At 70.0% G+C, this 18,900-nt stretch carries 17 protein-coding genes; 11 read left to right on the plus strand and 6 right to left on the minus strand.

Annotation, left to right across the window (positions count from 1 at the left end; translation table 11 throughout):
• Position 1: 1 nt before the first annotated feature.
• Positions 2–1,354 carry a cytochrome P450 gene (locus tag RPX00_RS32480; protein WP_406631095.1) on the minus strand — a complete coding sequence of 451 codons (1,353 nt, stop codon included), beginning with the start codon at positions 1,352–1,354 and terminating at the stop codon, positions 2–4.
• A gap of 267 nt (positions 1,355–1,621) precedes the next feature.
• On the opposite strand from RPX00_RS32480, the gene RPX00_RS32485 reads away from it, so the two are divergent.
• From RPX00_RS32485 to RPX00_RS32500, 4 genes are all read left to right on the plus strand, one after another.
• Entirely contained in the window at positions 1,622–1,993 is a 372-nt protein-coding gene (locus RPX00_RS32485; RefSeq protein ID WP_406631097.1) for an STAS domain-containing protein, read from the plus strand.
• A gap of 86 nt (positions 1,994–2,079) precedes the next feature.
• Positions 2,080–2,994, plus strand: a complete 915-nt coding sequence (locus RPX00_RS32490) for a GAF domain-containing protein (protein ID WP_406631099.1) — start codon at positions 2,080–2,082, stop codon at positions 2,992–2,994.
• Positions 2,928–3,083 (plus strand): ANTAR domain-containing protein, encoded by a 156-nt coding sequence (locus RPX00_RS32495; protein WP_406631101.1) that lies wholly within the window; start codon positions 2,928–2,930, stop codon positions 3,081–3,083. The genes RPX00_RS32490 and RPX00_RS32495 overlap by 67 nt, the downstream gene beginning before the upstream one ends.
• Positions 3,084–3,729: 646 nt before the next feature.
• A complete protein-coding gene (locus RPX00_RS32500; protein ID WP_406631103.1) occupies positions 3,730–4,650 on the plus strand; it encodes a universal stress protein in 921 nt (306 codons plus the stop codon).
• Here RPX00_RS32500 and RPX00_RS32505 read toward each other — a convergent pair.
• From RPX00_RS32505 to RPX00_RS32515, 3 genes are read right to left on the minus strand one after another with little or no spacing between them, the layout of a single operon-like run.
• Positions 4,647–5,249 (minus strand): endonuclease, encoded by a 603-nt coding sequence (locus tag RPX00_RS32505; RefSeq protein ID WP_406631105.1) that lies wholly within the window; start codon positions 5,247–5,249, stop codon positions 4,647–4,649. The genes RPX00_RS32500 and RPX00_RS32505 overlap by 4 nt on opposite strands.
• Before the next feature lie 3 nt (positions 5,250–5,252).
• The gene (locus tag RPX00_RS32510; protein WP_406631107.1) at positions 5,253–6,038 is read right to left on the minus strand and encodes a SigB/SigF/SigG family RNA polymerase sigma factor; all 786 of its coding nucleotides are present in this window, start codon (positions 6,036–6,038) and stop codon (positions 5,253–5,255) included.
• Positions 6,035–6,454 carry a hypothetical protein gene (locus RPX00_RS32515; RefSeq protein WP_406631109.1) on the minus strand — a complete coding sequence of 140 codons (420 nt, stop codon included), beginning with the start codon at positions 6,452–6,454 and terminating at the stop codon, positions 6,035–6,037. The genes RPX00_RS32510 and RPX00_RS32515 overlap by 4 nt, the downstream gene beginning before the upstream one ends.
• Positions 6,455–6,599: 145 nt before the next feature.
• Here RPX00_RS32515 and RPX00_RS32520 point away from each other — a divergent pair, with 145 nt between their 5' ends.
• Complete coding sequence (locus RPX00_RS32520; protein ID WP_406631111.1) at positions 6,600–7,073, plus strand: hypothetical protein; 474 nt, start codon at positions 6,600–6,602, stop codon at positions 7,071–7,073.
• Positions 7,074–7,463: 390 nt separating this feature from the next.
• Here RPX00_RS32520 and RPX00_RS32525 read toward each other — a convergent pair whose 3' ends face one another.
• Complete coding sequence (locus tag RPX00_RS32525; protein WP_406631113.1) at positions 7,464–10,019, minus strand: polynucleotide kinase-phosphatase; 2,556 nt, start codon at positions 10,017–10,019, stop codon at positions 7,464–7,466.
• A complete protein-coding gene (locus RPX00_RS32530; RefSeq protein WP_406631115.1) occupies positions 10,016–11,425 on the minus strand; it encodes a 3' terminal RNA ribose 2'-O-methyltransferase Hen1 in 1,410 nt (469 codons plus the stop codon). Before RPX00_RS32530 ends, RPX00_RS32525 begins: the two co-directional genes overlap by 4 nt.
• Positions 11,426–11,951: 526 nt before the next feature.
• Between RPX00_RS32530 and RPX00_RS32535 the strand changes: the two genes are divergently transcribed.
• The 6 genes from RPX00_RS32535 (at position 11,952) to RPX00_RS32560 (ending at position 18,893) form a co-directional block, all read left to right on the plus strand.
• Positions 11,952–12,695 (plus strand): IclR family transcriptional regulator, encoded by a 744-nt coding sequence (locus tag RPX00_RS32535; RefSeq protein WP_406631117.1) that lies wholly within the window; start codon positions 11,952–11,954, stop codon positions 12,693–12,695.
• A complete protein-coding gene (gene hutG / locus RPX00_RS32540; protein ID WP_406631118.1) occupies positions 12,692–13,627 on the plus strand; it encodes a formimidoylglutamase in 936 nt (311 codons plus the stop codon). The genes RPX00_RS32535 and hutG overlap by 4 nt, the downstream gene beginning before the upstream one ends.
• Positions 13,628–13,629: 2 nt before the next feature.
• Positions 13,630–15,111, plus strand: coding sequence for an ABC transporter substrate-binding protein/permease (locus RPX00_RS32545; RefSeq protein WP_406631120.1), 1,482 nt, complete (start codon positions 13,630–13,632; stop codon positions 15,109–15,111).
• On the plus strand, positions 15,111–15,842 hold the full coding sequence (locus tag RPX00_RS32550; protein WP_406631122.1) for an amino acid ABC transporter ATP-binding protein: 732 nt from the start codon (positions 15,111–15,113) through the stop codon (positions 15,840–15,842). The genes RPX00_RS32545 and RPX00_RS32550 overlap by 1 nt, the downstream gene beginning before the upstream one ends.
• A gap of 157 nt (positions 15,843–15,999) precedes the next feature.
• The gene (locus RPX00_RS32555) at positions 16,000–17,418 is read left to right on the plus strand and encodes an MFS transporter (protein WP_406631124.1); all 1,419 of its coding nucleotides are present in this window, start codon (positions 16,000–16,002) and stop codon (positions 17,416–17,418) included.
• The gene (locus RPX00_RS32560; RefSeq protein WP_406631126.1) at positions 17,415–18,893 is read left to right on the plus strand and encodes an FGGY family carbohydrate kinase; all 1,479 of its coding nucleotides are present in this window, start codon (positions 17,415–17,417) and stop codon (positions 18,891–18,893) included. Before RPX00_RS32555 ends, RPX00_RS32560 begins: the two co-directional genes overlap by 4 nt.
• Positions 18,894–18,900: the final 7 nt, after the last annotated feature.

Raw genomic sequence — 18,900 nt, forward strand, 5'->3', positions numbered from 1 at the left:
CTCAGGACAGCGCGAAGCGGATGCCGAAGTGGTTCAGTGTCGCGGGGAGCCGTCCCGGTTGGAGGTCGGCGGCGGTTCCTCGGGGTGCGAAACCGGCTTGCCGCAGGAGGTTCGCGAGCAGTGTCGAGGCGGTGAAGAGCACGACGTCGCGGCCGGGGCACACGGCGGGCCCGGCGCTGAACGGCACCAGCGCGGGATTGGCCTCGGCGCGGCCGTCCAGCCAGATGTCCGGGACGAAGGAATCCGCGTACGGCAACGTTTCCGGGTCGCGGTGGAAGAACGGCGTGTACACCAGGAACGCCGTTCCGGCCGGGCCCCACGCGGTGTCCTCGGTGCTTTCGCGCAGCAGCGCTGGCGTGGTGGGCCAGAGCCGGATGGACTCCAGGACGCACGCGCGGAGATAGGGAAGTTCTTGTGGCTTCGAGAGATCCGCTTCGGCGGCCTCGTTGCGGGCTGCGGTCAGCTCGTCGGGATGTGTGGCGAGCAGGTCGAGCGCGCGAAGGGTGGCGATCGCGGCAGCATCGAAGGCGAACAGCCAGTGCGGCACCTGCCCGACCGGGTCGACGCCGGGGTCGGCCGGTTGTTTCTTCATCGCCGCGCCGAGGCTGCCCGGACGGTCCAGGCCGAGCTGCCGGTCGAGCAGGGACTGGAACTGGCGGCGGGTTTCCTTCTGTCGCGGATGCGCGAACGCCCAGTTCGCGTCGAGCCGCAGCTGGTCGAGGAGATCGGTGACGCGCCGGTCGGCGGTCGTGTCCCCGCCGAGCACCAGCTGGCGGATGATCGTCCAGAAGTGCTCGGTGAACTGGGTCGCGTCGAGATCGGGGAATCCGGAGAGCATTTCGTGCGCTTCGGTCCGGATGGTCTCCGCCCAGGATCCGGCGAGTTCGTGCGCGGCGCGGCCCGGTTCGAGAACGGTCTCGTTCAGCTTCCGGCGCTGCGCCCGGGCGGCACCGGTGGAGATCAGCACACCGTGCGGCTGGAAATGGCGCAGTGCGGCGGCTTTCTCGGCGGTGTCCGGGCTGAACGGGGTGGGCGCGCCGGCCAGCAGCTCGCCGACCTGGCCGGGGTCGAGCGGCATTCGGATGGACCGGCCGGGAAGCGGCAGCTCCAGCGGGCCGGGCCCGTAGCGCTCGCGCAGGTCGCGGAGCAGGCTGATCGCCGACCGGTCGAGCTGCAGTTTTTGCGCCGCCGCCAGCGCGCGGGGGCGGCGTCTGATCAGTCCGATGCCGACGGTGGGGGCGACCACCCGCGCGGCGATGCGCCCGGTGTCACGGACCGACGCCCGTTGCGGGCGGACGTCGACCGGGGGCAGTTCGGACAGATCCGGGCTCGCGGCTGCGCGGGTGGTCGCCATGTCGCGCGGATACCCGGCCCGGCGCGGGCGAAACCCGGCCGGGCGGAGAGATCCGGTGTCCGGGATGGACTGTCCATCCGGCGGGAGCGGTCCTGGTACTGAACAGTTCTCGCGCTCGGTCAGTGCGCCGGGCTTGGTCCTGCGGTACGGTCGGGCTGGGAGCGGTTCAGCCCACGTGCCGTCGCCTGACCCATCGCGGCCCGCAGTCGCGGGCCCTGGGCCGGGCCGCGCACGGCGGTCCGGCCTCGCATCGGCGAGGAGGGCTTGATGGTGCACGATTATCTGCCGGGGACACCGGCGAGAACCCTGATCACCGCCACCGCGGCGGAAACCGTGGTCACGGTGTCCGCGGACCTGGATCTGCGTTCCACCGCGCGGCTGTGCGAAGCGCTGGCTGACGAGACCGCATTGCGTCCGCGCAGGTTGATTCTCGACGTCAGCGGTCTGACGTTCTGTTCAGTGAGCGGTCTGGAAGTGCTGACCAGTGCTGCCCGGGCGGCTGAGGCGGCGGGCGTCCCGTTCGTCCTCGTGGCCGGGCAGCACGCGGTGCTGCGTCCGTTGCGGGTGCTCGGGTTCGACCGGGAACTCCGGGTGGTCGGACGCCTCGCCGACGCTGTGGGGGACGTGGTCGCCGGTTGACCGTCTCGCGGTGCCCGTCCTGCTCGGCTGCCGGTACGGTCGGACACGTGGAAGCTGAGAACAGGGCGGCGGTCGACTACTCGGCGGTGGTGCGGCTGAGCGGCGATCCGGGCGAGTTGCGCGCCGAAGTGGGCGATGTGCTGTCCGCGGAGCCTCGGCTGGTGGTCTTCGAGCTGAGCGAGCTGACCGCGTTCTCGCGCCAGGATCTGGCGGCGTTGCGGGAAACGGCTGGGGCGAGCGAGGCGGTGTTCGCGTGCCGGGAAGGCGGGGTGGCGCGGCAGGTCCTTGAGGAGGAGGGCGTGCCGGTCTCGGACACCGCGTCCGCGGCGCTGGCGTTCGAGGACGAGTCGCGGGGGCCGTCGGGGGAGCGGTTCCGGTCGCTGACCGAGATGCTGCTGGCGGCGCGGTCGGTCGGCGAGGTGCTTCAGCTGATCGTGGACGCGACTGCTTCGCTGGTGCCTTCCGCCGAGCTGGTGTCGATTACGTTGCGGGCGCCGGACGGGAATTTCCATACTGCTGCGTATACGGATCCTAAGGCTGCCGATTTGGATGTGCTGCAGTACAAATTGGGGGAGGGGCCTTGTCATGACGCTGCGGTCCCTGGCCGGCCGGAGTTTCTTGAATGCCCGGATTTGACTCGTGACCGGCAGTGGGAGCGGTGGTCGCCTGCGGCGGCTGGGTTGGGGTGGCGGGCGGTGTTGGCTACTGCGTTGGCTGATGATGCTGTTTCGCGGTTTTCCGGGGCGTTGAATCTTTATTCGCGGGTGCCTGGTGGGCTGGCGGATGTTGATCGGGATGTCGTGTTGTTGCTGGCCAGTCATGCGACGCTTGCGGTGGCGGAGACGGATGCGGTGACTCGGGGGAGTTGCATCGGGCGCAGATGCGGCGGGCGTTGGATAGCCGGGATGTTATTGGGCAGGCTAAGGGGATCATTATGGCGCGGCGGGGGTTGGATGCGGAGGAGGCGTTCGATTTGCTGCGGCGGACTTCTCAGCAGTTGAATGTGAAGCTGGTGCATTTGGCGGGGACGTTGGCGGCTCGGCATGTGGAGCTGGACGGGGACGGGGTGGGGGAGCCGGATCCTGTTTGAGGTGGGGGCTCGTCGCCTGGCGGCGACATTGCGGTTCTTTGCTGCGTGGGGCACCCCGAAGCTTGATTGTGCTGACGGTCGGTGGGTGCTTGTCAAGGCGGGAAAGATGCCTTGACAAGCACCCACCGACCGCAGGGAGGCTTCGTATCGGGGTGCGGGGGAGGGGCTGGGTGCCTCGCTGGTTGGGTGCATAGGTGGCGGTTGGGTGTCTCGTTAGTGGTCTTGTCCGCGGAGCGTGCGTGCGCGGGGGCGGCGGGCTGGGTGTCTCGGTCGTGGGTGCACCGGCGGCGGTTGGGTGTCTCGGTCGTGGGTGCGCGGGTGGCGGTTGAGTGTCTTGTTCGTGGGTGCGTTGGTGTCTGTCGGGTGTGTGTTTGGGGTGTGGTGGGTAGTCGGGTGGGAGGAAGTGCGGGCTGAGGAAGGAGGCTGTCATGGTGCATCCTGTGCCGCCTGGGCCGGAGCCTGTTCCGGAGCCGCCGGAGCCGGTGCCGCCGTTTCCGCCGGAGCCTGCGCCGCCGCCGCGGCCTGGGCCTGGGCCCTTGCCGCCGCCTGAGCCGCCGGTGCCGCCTGAGCCGCGGTGAAGGGGGGATTGCCTTTAGGGGCGATCGGGTATTCCGCGGCAAACGCCCTTGGCGAAGGGAGGCCAGCGGTGGATGAAGCGAACCGGGCCGAGCCGGGGGTTGTGGTCGGGGACGACGGGTCCGACGGGGCTCGGCTGGCGGTGGACTGGGCGGCCGCCGAGGCGGAGGCGCTCGGGACGTGCTTGGTCGTCGTGCGGACGATGACATTGCCGTTGCCTAACGTGGACTTCGTGCCTGGTGTCATCACGCCGGTGGCCGGGGAAATTGTTGCTGATCAGTCCTTTGTGGACTACGCGGAGCAGGAGCTGGCCGAGACGGCGGCCGCGATCGGGCGGAAGCGGCCTGGGCTTTCGGTGCGTACTCGGGTGCGGCTCGGGCGGGCCAGCTGGGAGCTGGCGGACATCGGGCGGCAGGCCGAGTTGATCGTGGTCGGTGCGTCCGGGCGGAGCGGGGTGGCCCGGTTGCTGCTCGGGTCGACCGCCGCGCAGGTGGTGCATACGAGTGCGCGGCCGGTTGTCGTGGTCCGGGCGGCGGTCGAGGGGCAGCGGCGGGTTGTCGTGGGGGTGGACGGGTCGGCGGCGAGTGTCGCGGCGGTGCGGTATGCGTACGATTTCGCTGATCGGCACGATTGTGTCCTGCATGCGGTGCACGTGTGGTCGGATCCGCCGGAGGACGTTTTCGGGCCGGCCCGGTCCGGTGGCGAGGGGCAGCCGGATCCGTGCGACCAGGGGGAGCGGGTGCTTGCCGAGGCGCTGACCGGGCTCGGTGAGTTGCATCCGGACGTGGTGGTGCGCCGGGAGGTCGCGCTCGGGCGGGTGGCCGAGGTGCTGCTGGACCAGGCGGAGGCGGCGACGCTGCTGGTGGTCGGCGGGCACGGGCGCGGTGCGTTGCGGGGTGCGTTTCTCGGGTCGGTGAGTCATGCGATGGCGTATCACGCGCCGTGCCCGGTCGCGATCGTGCGCGAGGGCGTCGAGGAGCATCCCGGTTAGCGTTGCAGGCCCCGCCGGACCAGGGCGGCGGCCAGCCGGGCCAGGTCGTTGCCGGGGACTAGCTCGGCCAAGCGGTCCAGGTTGGCGGGGAGACCGGCTTTTTTCGCGCCGTCCAGGGCTTTTCGGTCGAAGTACGGGCGCAGCCACGTCCAGACGGCTTGGGCTTCACGGCAGAAGATCTGCGCGCCGGTCGGGCCGATGCGAGGGAACTCGGTGAGCAGTTTCTCCAGCCGTTGGGGATCGCCGTCGGCGGTGTCGGCCATCCGGCGCAGGTCGTCGCGGTAGCGGTCGCGGATGAAGTCGGCGGCTTCGCCTAGGTAGTGCGAGGTGCTTTCGTCGTAGCGGACGTAGTGGGCGCGGCCGAGTGCGTCAACCCGTTGCTGCCACGTCGAATCCCGCATCGCGGCCGGGGAACGCCAGCCGGAGCGCGACAGTTCGCGCGCGGCGTTGACGGCGATGTCGGCGCTGATCCGCGTCGACAGCAAGGTGGCGAGGACCAGCAACCGGTACAGCGGCTGCGGTTTGTCGGCCAGCTTGATCCCGGCTTCCTCGGCGTAGGTCGTGCCGTGTTCGGCCAGCAGTTCGTCGGCTCGGCGCATCGGTTACTCCGGTTCCTCCTCCAGCATGCCGCGCAGTTTTTCCAGCGTCTGCGCGAGCAGCCGGGACACGTGCATCTGGGACAGCCCGATCCGCTCGGCGATCTTCGACTGCGTCATGTTCCCGAAGAACCGCATCGCGATGATGGACCGCTCGCGGGCGGGCAGTTCGCGCAGCATGGGTTTCAGGGCTTCGTGGATCTCGGCCCGTTCGAATTCGACGTCGTCCTCGCCGAGCGTGTCGCCCAGCGTGCCGGCGTCGGGTTCGTCGAGCAGGGTCCAGTCGAGGGAATTGGTCTGGTACGCGTGCCCGGCGACGAGGGTTTCGGTCACCTCGTCCAGGTCGAGGTCCACGTGCTCGGCGAGTTCGCGTGCGGTCGGGGAGCGGCCGAGCCGTTGCGACAGCGCGGCGGCGGCCCGGCTCACGGCCAGGTGCCGGTCCTTCAGCTGCCGCGGGACGCGGACCGACCAGCCCGCGTCGCGGAAGTAGCGGCGGACCTCGCCCATGACCGTCGGCACGGCGAAGGACAGGAAGTCCGCGCCGCGTTCGGGGTCGAACCGGTCCACCGCCTTGACCAGGCCGAGCCGGGCCACCTGGACGAGATCGTCGCGGGGTTCGCCACGCCCGCCGAACCGCTGCGCGATGTGCTCGGCCAGCGGGAGATGCTCCTCGATCAGCTTACGGCGCAAGCGGTCCCGGCGCTCGCCGGCTCCGGGCAGGGCGCTCAGCTCGTCGAACCACCCGGCGCAGTGCTCGTAGCCGTCGGTGTGGGATCGAGCGGAGGTGGTCATGATCCTCCTGTCCTGGGCTCCTGGTGCAGCGGCTCCTTGGCGAATTCGACGCACAGCCGCCAGCCGTCCTCGCCGGGCGCGGGTTCGGTCCAGGCGGCGAGCGAATCGGTCAGCGCGCGCAGGATGTGCCACCCGATCTCGTCCGGTCCGGGCGGGAAAGCGACCGACGACGTCGTCGACACGGTGACGGTAATCGTGCCGCCGCAGCGGAACGAGCAATGCAGCACCGCGCCGTCGTCCGCTCGGACCGACAACGCCGCGACCGCCTCTTCCACCGCGAGCCGGAGATCCGCGGCCTCGTCGAGCGTGCATTCCGCCGAGACGGCGAGGTCTTCGGCCACGAGCCTGGCCAGGAACAGGAGATTTCCGTTCGCGGGCAGGCGCAGTTCGACCACGGGCGCCGCCGCGGTCAGCACACTCCCTCTGTCTGCACTGCGCTGAACCATGCGTGCCGGGTTACCCGAGGCGGCGCGGCGCCAATCATCGCCGCCGGAGCGCCGTTTCCCGCGAGCCAGGCCGGGTACCCGATCGCCAAGCACGGCAGCGAAAGGAGCATCCGGCATGAGCACCAACGCGTACCTCTCGTTCCTGGCGATCGGGATTGCGCTGGTCCTGGTGGACGGCCAGATCATCTACCGCAGCGGCCGCCGCTACCTCGCGGACGCCTACGGAGACCCGGGGGCGGGTGCCTCGATGACGCGGCTGGTCACTGTGCTCTTCCACCTCGGGACACTGGGCATCCTGGCCCTGATCTCGACCGTCGACATCGGCGGCAGCGACCTGCCCGGCGTCGTCGGCAGGCTGGGCGTGCTGCTGCTGATCCTGGCACTGGCCCACGCCGCGACGCTCGGCGCACTGGCCCGCATCCGCGGCGAACAGGACGTGGCCGACGCGATCGCCCACCGCGACACCCGGGCGGCGCGTCGGGCGCAGCAGGACTTGCAGGCTCCGACGGTGACGCCGGTGCCTGGTCAGGAGGGTCGGCGTCCGGACGTGAGTCCGTCGTTGGAGCAGCGTTCTCCTTACACGGCTTGATTCGAGGGTTTAGCGGCGAGGGGCGGCTGGTTCGGATTCCGGTGCGGGCGCTGGCGCTGGCGCTGGGAAGACGCATTCACCGCGTTGGCTCGTAGGGGGTGAGGTGGTCGAGCGGTTCGAGGTTGAGGCGATCGGCTATCGCGACACCCGGGCGGCGCGTCGGGCGCAGCAGGACTTGCAGGCTCCGACGGTGACGCCGGTGCCTGGTCAGGAGGGTCGGCGTCCGGACGTGAGTCCGTCGTTGGAGCAGCGTTCTCCTTGCACGGCTTGACCTGACTGTCTACAAGGGAGTGTCGACTGGTTCGGATTCCGGTGCGAGCACTCGTGTACCTGCCTGCTCGACCACCTCGCGGGTGAGGTGGTCGAGCAGGTTCGGCTTGATTCGACTGTCTACAAGCGAGGGTCCACCGGCTCGGATTCCAGTGCCAGCACTGCGAAAACGCACTCGTGCACGCGCCACATCGGCTCGTCGCGGGCGAGCCGGTCCAGGGCTTCCAGGCCGAGGCTGTACTCGCGCAGCGCGAGCGAGCGCTTGTGGCCGAGGCCTCGTTGCCGCAGGCGGGACAGGTGATGCTCCTCCGTGTAGTCGGGGCCGTAGATGATCCGCAGGTACTCGCGGCCCCGGACTTTCAGGCCCGGCTGCACGAGCCCGCGCGAGCCGCGGACCAGGTTGGCGGCCGGTTTCACCACCATGCCCTCGCCGCCGCGCGCGGTGAGTTCGGTCCACCACTCGACTGCCGCCGCGACCGAGACGGGATCCGTGGTGTGGACCGGCAGCCGGCCGGTCGGGGCGAGGAAACCGTCGCTGCTTTCCACGAGCCGGTCGGCCAGCGACAGGTGCCAGTCGTGCGGTTGCTTGTGGTGGGCGTGGCCAGCCGACGCCAGCACCTGGAAGGGCGCGAAGCGGACGCCGTCTAGGCCATCGGTCGGCCAGCAATAGCGCCGGTAGGCCTCAGCGAACGCGTCCGCGTTGTCTGCGCGGGAACGCGTGCGCTCCAGCAAGGCGGACACGTCGAGCCCGGACTCGTGCGCGGCGGCCAACGCCGTTGCCGCAGCGGGAAGAGCGGACCGCGCTGCGGTGCCGACCGCCGCGTACTGGTCGCGCAGCAACTGCTCCGCCTTCACGCTCCACGGCAGCAGTTCACCGTCGAGCAGCAGCCAGTCCGAGCCGAGTTCGTCGAACAGGCCGGCTTTCTCCGCCGCCGCACGGATGCGGTCGACCACTTCTGCGGTGAGCGTTTCGCCGAAGAAGGGCCGTCCAGTCCGCGTCCACACGGCACCGAGCGCGTCGCCGGGTGCGCCGAAGCGGGCGCGGGCCGCGTCGAGCGAGCGGCACACGAGCGCGACCGCGCGCGAACCCATGTGCTTTTCCTCGCACACCACGGAATCCACGCCCTCCGCGCGGAAGTAGTCGAACGCCTGGTCCGGGTGTTCCAGCAACCCCTCCGCGGTGGCGGTGGCCACCGGGGACATGGTCGGCGGCAGGTAGACCAGCCAGCGCGGGTCGATCGCGAACCGCGACATCACCTCCAGCGCGGCGGCAGCGTTCTCCTCGCGGACACCGATCCGCTTCTGGTAAGCGGTTTCGAGCACCCGGCGGCCCAGCACGTCGGTGACGTCGAGGACGCCCGGGTCGCGCTGCGCGACCGGCTCAGCGGCGTCCGGGTTGGCGGGGAACGGCTTGGCCGGCTCGTAGTAGACCTCGGCCGCCGGGACGGAGACGATCTCCTTTTCCGGATACCGCAACGCGGTGAGCGTCCCGCCGAACACGCATCCGGTGTCCAGGCACAGGGTGTTGTTCACCCATTCCGGCGAGGGCACCGGGGTGTGGCCGTACACGACCATGGCGCGGCCCCGGTACTCGTTGGCCCACGGATACCGCACCGGCAGGCCGAATTCGTCGGTCTCGCCGGTGCTCTGCCCGTACATGCAGAAGCTCCGCACGCGCCCGGAGGCCCGGCCCTGGAAGCGTTCGGTGATCCCCGCGTGCGCGACGACCAGCCGTCCGCCGTCCAGGACGTAATGGCTGATCAGGCCGTCCATGAACTCCTGCGCCGCGGCACGGAATTCAGCCGGTTCAGCGGCGAGCTGCTCCAGCGACTCGGCGAGTCCGTGGGTGACTTGCACATTCCGGCCGCGCAGCGCGCGCAGGAGCTTGTGCTCGTGGTTTCCGGTGACACAGAAGGCATTCCCCGTGCGCACCATGCCCATGACGAGCCGCAGCACGCCGGGGGTGTCCGGACCGCGGTCGACGAGGTCGCCGACGAAGACCGCCCGCCGTTCCGGATGCTGCGCCCCGATGGCCCGGCCTTGGTCGTCGCGTTCGAGGACGTAGCCGAGTTGGGTGAGCAGCGCTTCGAGTTCGGCGCGGCAGCCGTGGATGTCGCCGACGATGTCGAACGGCCCGGTCTCGTGCCGCAAGTCGTTGTACAGCGGGACACGCGTGATCGTCGCTTCGGCGGCTTCTTCCGGGGTGCGCAGCACATGCACCGTCCGGAAGCCTTCCTTCTGCAGGCTCCGCAACCCGCGCCGCAGCTGGTCTCGCTGCCGCCGGATCACCTGCGCGCCGAAATTCCGGTCCGCCCGGTCTTCGTTGCGGGCGGCGCAGAGGGATTCCGGCATGTCCAGCACGATCGCCACCGGCAGCACGTCGTGCTCCCTGGCGAGCGCGACCAGCGGTTTGCGCGCGTCGGGCTGCACGTTGGTCGCGTCGACGACGGTCAGCCGTCCCGCGGCCAGGCGCTTGCCCACGATGTAGTTCAGGACGTCGAAAGCGTCCGGGGTCGCCGACTGGTCGTTCTCGTCGTCGGACACCAGCCCGCGGCAGAAGTCCGACGAAATCACCTCGGTCGCCTTGAAATGCGTCCGGCCGAACGTCGATTTTCCCGATCCGCTCGCGCCGACCAGCACGACGAGGCACAGGTCAGGGATTTCCAGCTCGCTCATGCTTCGCCGCCTTTCGTGAACAGGGCCAGCTGCGTGGCCGGGCCTACCTCGGGATCGTCCGCGCCGACCGGCAGCATCCGGACCGCGTAGCCGTAGCTGCTCGCGACCCGGTCCGTCCACGCGCGGAACTCGGCGCGAGTCCACTCGAAACGGTGGTCCCGGTGCCGCAGCTTGCCCGCGGGCAGCGACTCGAACCGCACGTTGTACTCGCGGTTGGGCGTGGTCACGACGACCGCGCGCGGTGCGGCGAACCGGAACACGGTGCGCTCCAGCGCCTCCAGCCGCGGCGGATCGACGTGCTCGACGACCTCCATCAGCACCGCCGCGTCGAGGCCCGCGAGCCGGTCGTCGCGATAGGTGAGCGAGGACTGGAACAGCTCCAGCCTGGCCCGCTCCCTTTCGGACATCCGCTCCAGCCGCAGCTTCCGCGCCGCGACCTGCAGCGCGTGCGCGGACACGTCGGTCGCCACGATCCGCTCGACGGACCGCTCGGCCAGCAGATCGCGCACCAGCGCGCCCTCGCCGCAGCCGAAGTCGCCGACCGTGTGCGCGTCCAGCGAGCGGAGCACGGCCATGATCGTGCCGCGCCGCTGCTGGGCCAGCGGCACCGGACGGTCCGGCTCGTCGAGGACGACGGGCGCGGCGAGCGCGTTGTCGATCTCCTCGGGCTCCGCGTCGTCCACTTCGGCCAGCCGGGTCAGCGCGGCGGCGGTCAGCGTCCGGCGGTGCGCGAGGTACCGGCGGGTGATCAGCTCCTTGTCCGGATGCGCGGCGAGCCAGTTGCCGCCGGCCCGGATCAGCTTGTCGATCTCGTCCTCGCTGACCCAGTAGTGCTTGGCGTTGTCCAGGACCGGCAGGAGGACGTAGAGGTGGTTGAGGGCGTCGGCAAGCCGGAGTTCGCCGGTGAGCCGCAGGTCGGAGTACCGCGATTCGCCCCACTGCGGGAACTGCGGATCCAGCGGGAGCGCCGTCGCCTCGACCGCCCAGCCGAGCGGCTCGAACAACCGCCGGACCAGGTCGGCCCCGCCCGGACAGGCGGGCACGCGGATCTCCAGCGGAATCGGGCTGGCCGCCAGTTCCGGACGCGCCTTGCACCGTCCGGTGAGCGCGGTCCGGAAGACCTCCTTCAACGCCACCGACAGCAGGCTCGACGCGGCGTAGGGCCGGTCGTTCACGTACTGGCCCAGCGTGAACCCGTCACCGGCGCCCGTCTTGCCGCGCACCAGCGCGACTGGGTCGACCTCCATCAGCAGCGCGGCCGTGCACTGCTCGTCGGACGCCTCCGGGTAGAAGACGTGCGCCTGCCCGGCGGAGAGAGCGAACGACTGCACCCGGCCTGGGTGCTTGTGCAACAGGAATCCCAAGTCGGACGCGGGGCGGTGGGTCGTGGTGACTGTCAGGAACACGGGAGGAGTATTCCGGACCGGTTTGCCCGGTGTCGCGGGAGTTTCCGCGCGGGCGGGCTTGGCGTGCGGTGGATCGGTGGCGAGGTCCGTGAAGGACTCCTTGAGGGAATCCGGGCCAGGGACTCGAGGCGGCCTCATGGGCGCGGTCGAGGCGGGTCGGCCCGGGTCGACGAGGCCAGCGCGGTCCCGTACGACCAGCGCGAGTAGCGGGGCCGGGTTTGCCCTCACGGACCCGCAGGAACGGTCATATAGGCGTGAACCGGGCATTTCGCCGCGATTCGCGTCCTATGTGGATGGTTGGCTCTGGCCCGGGGCGAGTGCCGTCCGTGAAGGACTCCATAGGGGAATCAGAGTCCCTCAAGGAGTCCTTCACGGACCTGCTGACCTCGCCCCGGCCGGTGCTGCGGGCTGTCCGGCGAGCACCTGATCGCTTCGCTCCGCACACAGCCAATCACCGGGAATAAACTTCCCATTAACTGGGAAAACGCGCTGGGCAGCCGTCCGAACGGGACGTAGCGTGCCCGCCATGACAAGCGCGGACGCGAACCGGAGAGCCGGGACGAGGGCGGCGCGGATCCTGGCGGTGTTCGCCGAGCGGGAGAGCGCCACGGCGGAGGAGATCTCCGTCGGCACGGGCATTCCCTCCAGCGCCGTGTACCGGTACCTCACGACGTTCGTCGAGATCGGGCTGGTGCACCAGGCGCGCACCCGCGGCCGGTACTGCGCGGGCTCGCTGACGGTGCAGATGGCCGAAAACTACCGCCGCGAGGTGCTTGGCCAGGGCGGCGTCAAGCGGCGGTTGCGGCAGCTCGCGGCGGACACCGACGAACTCGCCGCCTTCCTCATCGCCCGGGACAACGACGTCCTGTGCGTCGAGGCGGCCGAGGGGACCCGGGTCATCCGGTGCAGTTTCTCGCCGGGGCTGAGCAAACCGCTCGTCTTCGGCGCGAGCGCGCAGGCGTTGCTGGCGTACCTGCCGGAAGACCGGGTCGCGGCTACCGCCGAGGCACACGGGCTGAGCGGGGAGCAGGTCGGGAAGCTGGAGAGCGAGCTGCGCCGCGTGCGGGACCAGGGGTTCGCCGAAAGCGTCGGCCAGGTCGATCCGGGGGTGTGGGGTGTGAGCGTCCCGGTGCTGGACCGGCACCGGAATCTCGTCGGCACGGTGAGCACGATGGCCCCGGATTTCCGCGTGCGTCCGCGCCGCGATTCCCTCGTCACGCTCACCCACGCCGCCGCGCAGGACATCAGCAGATTGCAGGAGCACGTGTGAGCACAGCCAAGTGGACCGGACGCGACGACGGCCGCGGTCCGGAACATCGCCGATGGCACCACGCCGTCAACGAATTCTCCAGCGGCCCAGGCGTTTCGCTGATCGGGTTCGCCAGCGACGCCGGGGTCCGGCGCAACGGCGGACGTCCGGGGGCGCAGGCCGGGCCGGACGCGATCCGGCAGGCGCTGGCGTCGTTCGCGATCCAGCCCGAGTTCGTCATCAGAGACGCGGGGGACGTCGTCGTCGAAGGTGACGCGCTGGAAGCGGGGCAGGAGAACCTCGGCGAGCTGGTCGCGAAGCAGCTCAGCGACGGGCACCTCCCGATCGTGCTCGGCGGCGGGCACGAGACGGCGTACGGCTCCTACCTCGGGCTCGCCCGGAGCGGGCTGCTGGACGGCCGGCGCCTCGGCGTGCTCAACCTCGACGCGCATTTCGACCTGCGGACGGCGGACCGCGCGTCCTCGGGCACCCCGTTCTGGCAGATCGCCGCCCGGGAAGCCGAGCGCGGCGCGGAATTCGCCTACGCCGTGGTCGGCATCAGCGAACCCGGCAACACCACCGCTTTGTTCGAGACAGCGGTAGAACTCAACGTCCGCCACCTCCTGGACCTCGACTGCCAGGAACGCCATCTCGACCAAGTTCTCGACTTCGTCCGGGGCTTCATCGCGGACGTCGACGCGCTGTACCTGTCGATCGATCTCGACGTGCTCCCCGCCGCGCAGGCGCCCGGGGTCAGCGCTCCTTCGACGCTCGGCGTACCCGCCGGCGTCGTCCTCGAGGTGTGCCGGCTGGCCGCGAGCGACCCGAAGCTCGCCATGGCCGACATCACCGAACTGAACCCCGTCTTCGACGTCGACAACCGCACAGCCCGGATCGCGGCCCGCCTCGCGCACACGCTCGCGACCGGCCGTCCGGTCCCGGAAGGACACTGACCATGCCCCCTCAGCGAATTTGGCCGCGGCTCGGCGCCGTGCTGCTGGCCTGCCTGCTTGCGTTCCTGCCCGTGAGCGCGGCGAGCGCGGCCGAACCGCAGGGCGGGAAGCTCGCCGCGTTGCGGTCCGGGCAGACCGCGCTCCGGGTCGGCACCGACGCGACGTTCCCGCCGTTCGAGTTCACCGACGCCAAGGGCGGCCAGCTCGGCTTCGACATCGACCTCGTCCGGGCGCTCGCCGAGCGCGCGGGCATCAAGAAGGTCGACTTCGTCCAGATGCCGTTCGGCAACATCGTCCCGGCGCTGCAGGCGAACCAGATCGACGTCGGCGCGTCGGCCATCTACATCAGCCCGGCGCGGCAGAAAGCCGTCGACTTCTCGGACATCTACTACCCGGGCGGCCTCGCGGTTTTCGTCTCCGACAAGGACAACTCCGTCGCCTCGCTCAAGGACCTGGCCGGCAAGCGGGTCGCGGTCCAGGTGGGCACCAAGTCCGTCGACTGGCTCACCCAGCACCAGCCCGCCGCGCAGCTGATCACCGCGCAGACCAACGAGCAGATGTTCTCGTCGGTCAAGCTGGGCCAGGCCGACGCGGTCGTAACCGGGGCACCAGCCGGGAAGTACTTTATCGCGCAGCAGGGCGGCCTCAAACAGGTCGGCGACCGGCTGACCGAGGAGAACTACGGCTACGCCTTCCAGAAGCCCGACACCGAGCTGCGGACCGCGTTCAACACCGCGCTCAAGCAGATGCACGACGACGGTTCGTACAAGCAGGCCACCGAAAAGTGGTTCGGCGCGGAAAGCACCGCGGCCAAATCCGGCGGGCACTCGCTGTTCAACTTCTCCACCATCGTCGATTCGTCGGGACAGCTGTGGCAGGGCCTGCTGGTCAGCCTCCAGGTGATCCTGCTGGCGCTGGCGCTGAGCCTGCTGCTGGGCACGCTCGGCGGGTTCGCGAAGCTCAGCAAGATCGCGCCGATCAGGTGGATCGGCAACGTCTACGTGTCGGTGATCCGCGGGACGCCGTTCGTGGTGCAGCTGTTCTTCATCTACTTCGGACTCCCGCAGCTCGGCCTGCAGCTGCCGCCGATGACCGCGGGCATCATCTCGCTCGGCCTCTACAGCGGCTCGTACGTGACCGAGATCTTCCGCGGCGCGGTGCAGTCCATCGACCGCGGACAGCTGGAAGCGGCGCGGTCGTGCGGCATGTCGCAGGTGTCGGCGATGCGGCACGTGATCATCCCGCAGGCGTTCCTCCGGATGCTTCCGCCGCTGGGCAACGAATTCGTGTCGCTGACGAAGAACTCCGCGCTGGTGTCCTTCGTGACCATTCACGAGCTGTTCCTGGTGGGGCAGACCATCATCTCCCGCACCTTCGACGCGCTGACCGTGTACCTGTTCATCGGCCTGCTCTACTACCTGCTCACCAACCTGATCAGCGTCACGACGCGCACCCTCGAGAAGAAGATGGCGGTGTACATCTGATGGCACTGTTGGAAGTCCACGGCCTGACGAAGTCCTACGGCGACGTGAAGGTGCTCGACGGGATCGACTTCGCGATCGAGCCCGGCCAGGTGGTCGCGGTGATCGGGCCCAGCGGCGGCGGGAAGTCGACCTTTCTGCGCTGCCTCAACCTGCTGGAGACTCCGACGTCGGGCAGCGTCTCGTTCGACGGCGAGGAACTGACCGGCCGCGGCGTCGACCTCGACCGACTGCGGTCCCGGATGGGCATGGTGTTCCAGCACTTCAACCTGTTCCCGAACATGACGGTGCTGCGCAATGTCGTGCTGCCGCAGATGAACGTGCTCAAGCGGACCAAGGAAGAGGCCGAGGCGAAGGCGCGCGCCCTGCTGGAGCGCGTCGGCATGCTCGAACGCGCCGGCGCGTACCCGAACCGGCTCTCGGGCGGGCAGAAGCAGCGCGTCGCGATCGTCCGGGCGGCGGCGATGGACCCGAAGCTGATGCTGTTCGACGAGCCGACTTCGGCGCTGGATCCGGAGGTCGTGCAGGACGTTCTCGATATCATGTCCGAGCTGGCCAAGGACGGGATGACGATGCTCGTGGTGACCCATGAGATGGGGTTTGCGCGCAAGGTCGCCGATCGGGTGGTGTTCGTGGACGGCGGGAAGATCGCCGCGGACCTGCCGCCGGCGGAGTTCTTCTCGGACGGGAACGCGAATCCGCGCGCCCAGGCGTTCCTGCAGAAGGTGCTCTGACGGACGCGTCCTCGCGGGTGGCTTGACGCCCGCGAGGACGCCGCTTAATGTTGCGTTCACAGACAGGCACAGACGAAGAGCCACTGTCAGCGGTCTTCGTCGTGTCTGTTTTTCATTGCCGGGATCGCTGACAGCCAGCGCAGAAAGTTGGCGGTCCATGAGTTCACCCACGGTCGCAACGCCGCGATCGATCGCGAACGTTTCGCAGGTCAGCGCGCTGATCAACACGTTGTCGAAGTTGCCGCGCAAGGCGAACCTGCTGTGGTACCTGGTGCTGGGCGGACTGTTCCTGGACGCCTACTCGAACGCCGCGCTCGGCGCCGGCCTCGCGCCGATGACCAAGGAGCTGGGGCTCAGTGCGGGACAGGTCGGCCTGCTCACCGCGACCGCGCCCGCGGTCGCGATCCTGTTCAACCCGGCGGGCGGCTGGCTGGCCGCGCGGATCGGCCGGGTCAAGCCGCTGATCGCGGCCAAGGCGATCGCCGGGCTCGGCGCGGTCCTCACCGCCACCGGCGGCAGCTTCGAGGCGGTCTGGGCCGGGCGCGGGCTGGTCGGCGTCGCCTACGGCATCGACTTCGCGGTGGCGATGGCGCTGCTCGCCGAGTACACGCCGGCGAAGCTGCGCGGACGGCTGAACCTGTGGCAGTCGGTCTGGTACGTGGCCACCACGGTCAACCTCGCGCTGACGCTGGTGTTCTACAAAGCCGGCGTGTCCGTGGAGATCTGGCGCTGGTCGGTCGGCTCGGCCGGGGTCTTCGCGCTCGCGCTGCTGGTGCTGCAGATCGCGTTCCTCGCCGAAAGCCCGTCGTGGCTCGCGTCGAAGGGACGGCTGCCCGAAGCGGCGCGCAGCCTCCGCCGGATTTACGGTTTCCAGGTGACGCCGGGCACGCCGAGCGGCGAAGCGGCCGAGGAGCGCAAGGTCGGGTTCCGGCAGGCGGGCGTGCTGTTCCGCAAGCCCTACCTGCCGCGCACGTTCCTGTCCACGGCGATCTCGCTGACCCAGGCGATGCAGTACTTCGCGGTCGGCTGGTACCTCCCGGTGATCAGCCTCGCGATCTTCGGCGACAAGTTCGAAACGGCCACGCTCGGGTCGATGATCTTCAACGTCGCCGGGATCGTCGGCGGCGCGCTGTCGGCGTACTTCGGCCGGAAGATCGGGCTGCGGGTCAGCTCGGCGATCGGCTACGCGTTCGCGTTCGCCATCCTGCTGGTGATGGGGCTCGGCTTCGGGAAGCTGCCGATCGCGATCGGGTTCCTGCTGCCGTTCCTGTTCATCTTCTTCCATTCGGCGGGCCCGGGCGCGAACGGCAAGTCGATCGCGGCGCTGTCCTACCGCAGTGACGTGCGCACCCTCGGCACCGGCGTGACCGGCATGCTCGGGAGCTTCGGCAGCGTCGTCGGGCTGTACGTGTTCCCGCAGATCAAGGAGGCGATGGGCCTCGGCCCGACGATCGCGCTGCTCGCGGTGGTGCCGGCGCTCGGCCTGGTGTCCTGCCTGATCGTGCGCTGGGACCCGACCCGCAGCGGCGTCGACCCGGACGACGAGGAGATCTCGCTGCCGGGGAGGACGGCATGACGCGGCGCGGAATCCTGGCCGTCGACGAGGGTTCGACCGGCACCCGGGCGGCCGTGGTCGGCGAGGACGGGGTCTGCGGGCCGTCGTTCTACACCGCGGTCGACGTCGTCCATCCGGAACCGTCGCGAGTGGAGCAGGACGCGGCGCAGCTGCTGGAGCGCACCGTCGACGTCGCCCGCCAGGCGATCGCGTGGGCGGGGGAGAACGGCGTCGAGATCGTCGGGATGTCGGTGTGCACGCAGCGGGCCACCGCGATCCTGTGGGACCGCGAGACCGGGCGGCCGCTGGCCCCGGCCGTGGTCTGGCAGGACACCCGGTACGCGGACGAGCTGGCGAAGCTCGCCCCGGAATGGGATCCGGTGCTGTGGGCGAGAACTGGCCGTCCGGTCGGCACCCGCGCGCCGTTCCTGTGGGCCGCGCGGCAGCTCGACCAGCTCGACGTGCCCGCAGACCGCGTGCTGTTCGGCTCGGTGGACACCTGGCTCGTGTGGCATCTCAGCGGCCGCACGCGTTACGTCATGTCGGCGACCAACGCCGTCGCGTTCGGCGGCTACCGGCTGCGCGAGCACGAGTGGGACCAGGAATGGCTGGCAGCACTGGGTTTCCCGGCCTCGCTGGCCCCGCCACCGGTCGACGACGACGGCGATTTCGGGTACACCGACCCGAAACTGCTCGGCATCGAGGTGCCGATCGCCGCGGTGATGGGCGACCAGCACGCGTCGTTGATCGCGCTCGGCGCGCTGACCCCGGGCCAGGGCACCTGCGTGCACGGCACCGGCACGTTCGTCGGCGCGCTGGCCGGGGACGAACCGCCGGACGGGCTCGGCAAGGTGGACGGCGTGCTCTGCCTGGTCGGGTGGCGCAGCGCGGGACACAGCCGGTTCAGCCTGGAGGCCTACACCTCGACCACGGGGTCCGCCCTGCGGTGGCTCACCGAGGATCTCGGGCTGTTCCGTTCCGCCGCCGAGATCAGCGAACTGGCCGCGGCCCAGCCGAGGAGCACGTCGACCTGGTTCGTGCCGACCCTGGCCGGGCTGCGCACGCCGGTGCAGCGGCCCGGTGCCCGCGGGCTGCTGACCGGGCTGAGCCTGGCCACCACTCGCGACGTGGTGGCGCGCGCGGTGCTTGACGGGATCGCGCACGCGGTGAGCGACACGGTCGACGCGCTGCGGACGACGATGAACCGGCCGGTGACCCGGCTGCGCGCCGGCGGCGGGCTGGCCGCCAGCGACGTGCTGCTGCAGAGCCAGGCCGATTTCGCGGGTGTCGAGATCGAACGAGTGGCCGATTCGGCGACCGCCAGCCTGAGGGGCGCCGCGTATCTCGCGGGCGTCCGGCTGGGCGTGTGGCCGTCGCTGGCCGAAGCCGTTGCGCACCAGGGCAAAGGCGAGGTCTTCGAGCCTCGGCTGCCCGAGGACGCACGGCGCGAACTGCGGGACCGCTGGCAGGACGTGCTCGCGGTCTCGCTGTCCTGACCGTCCT

The sequence above is a fragment of the Amycolatopsis sp. WGS_07 genome (assembly GCF_045278895.1).
Lineage (GTDB): Bacteria > Actinomycetota > Actinomycetes > Mycobacteriales > Pseudonocardiaceae > Amycolatopsis.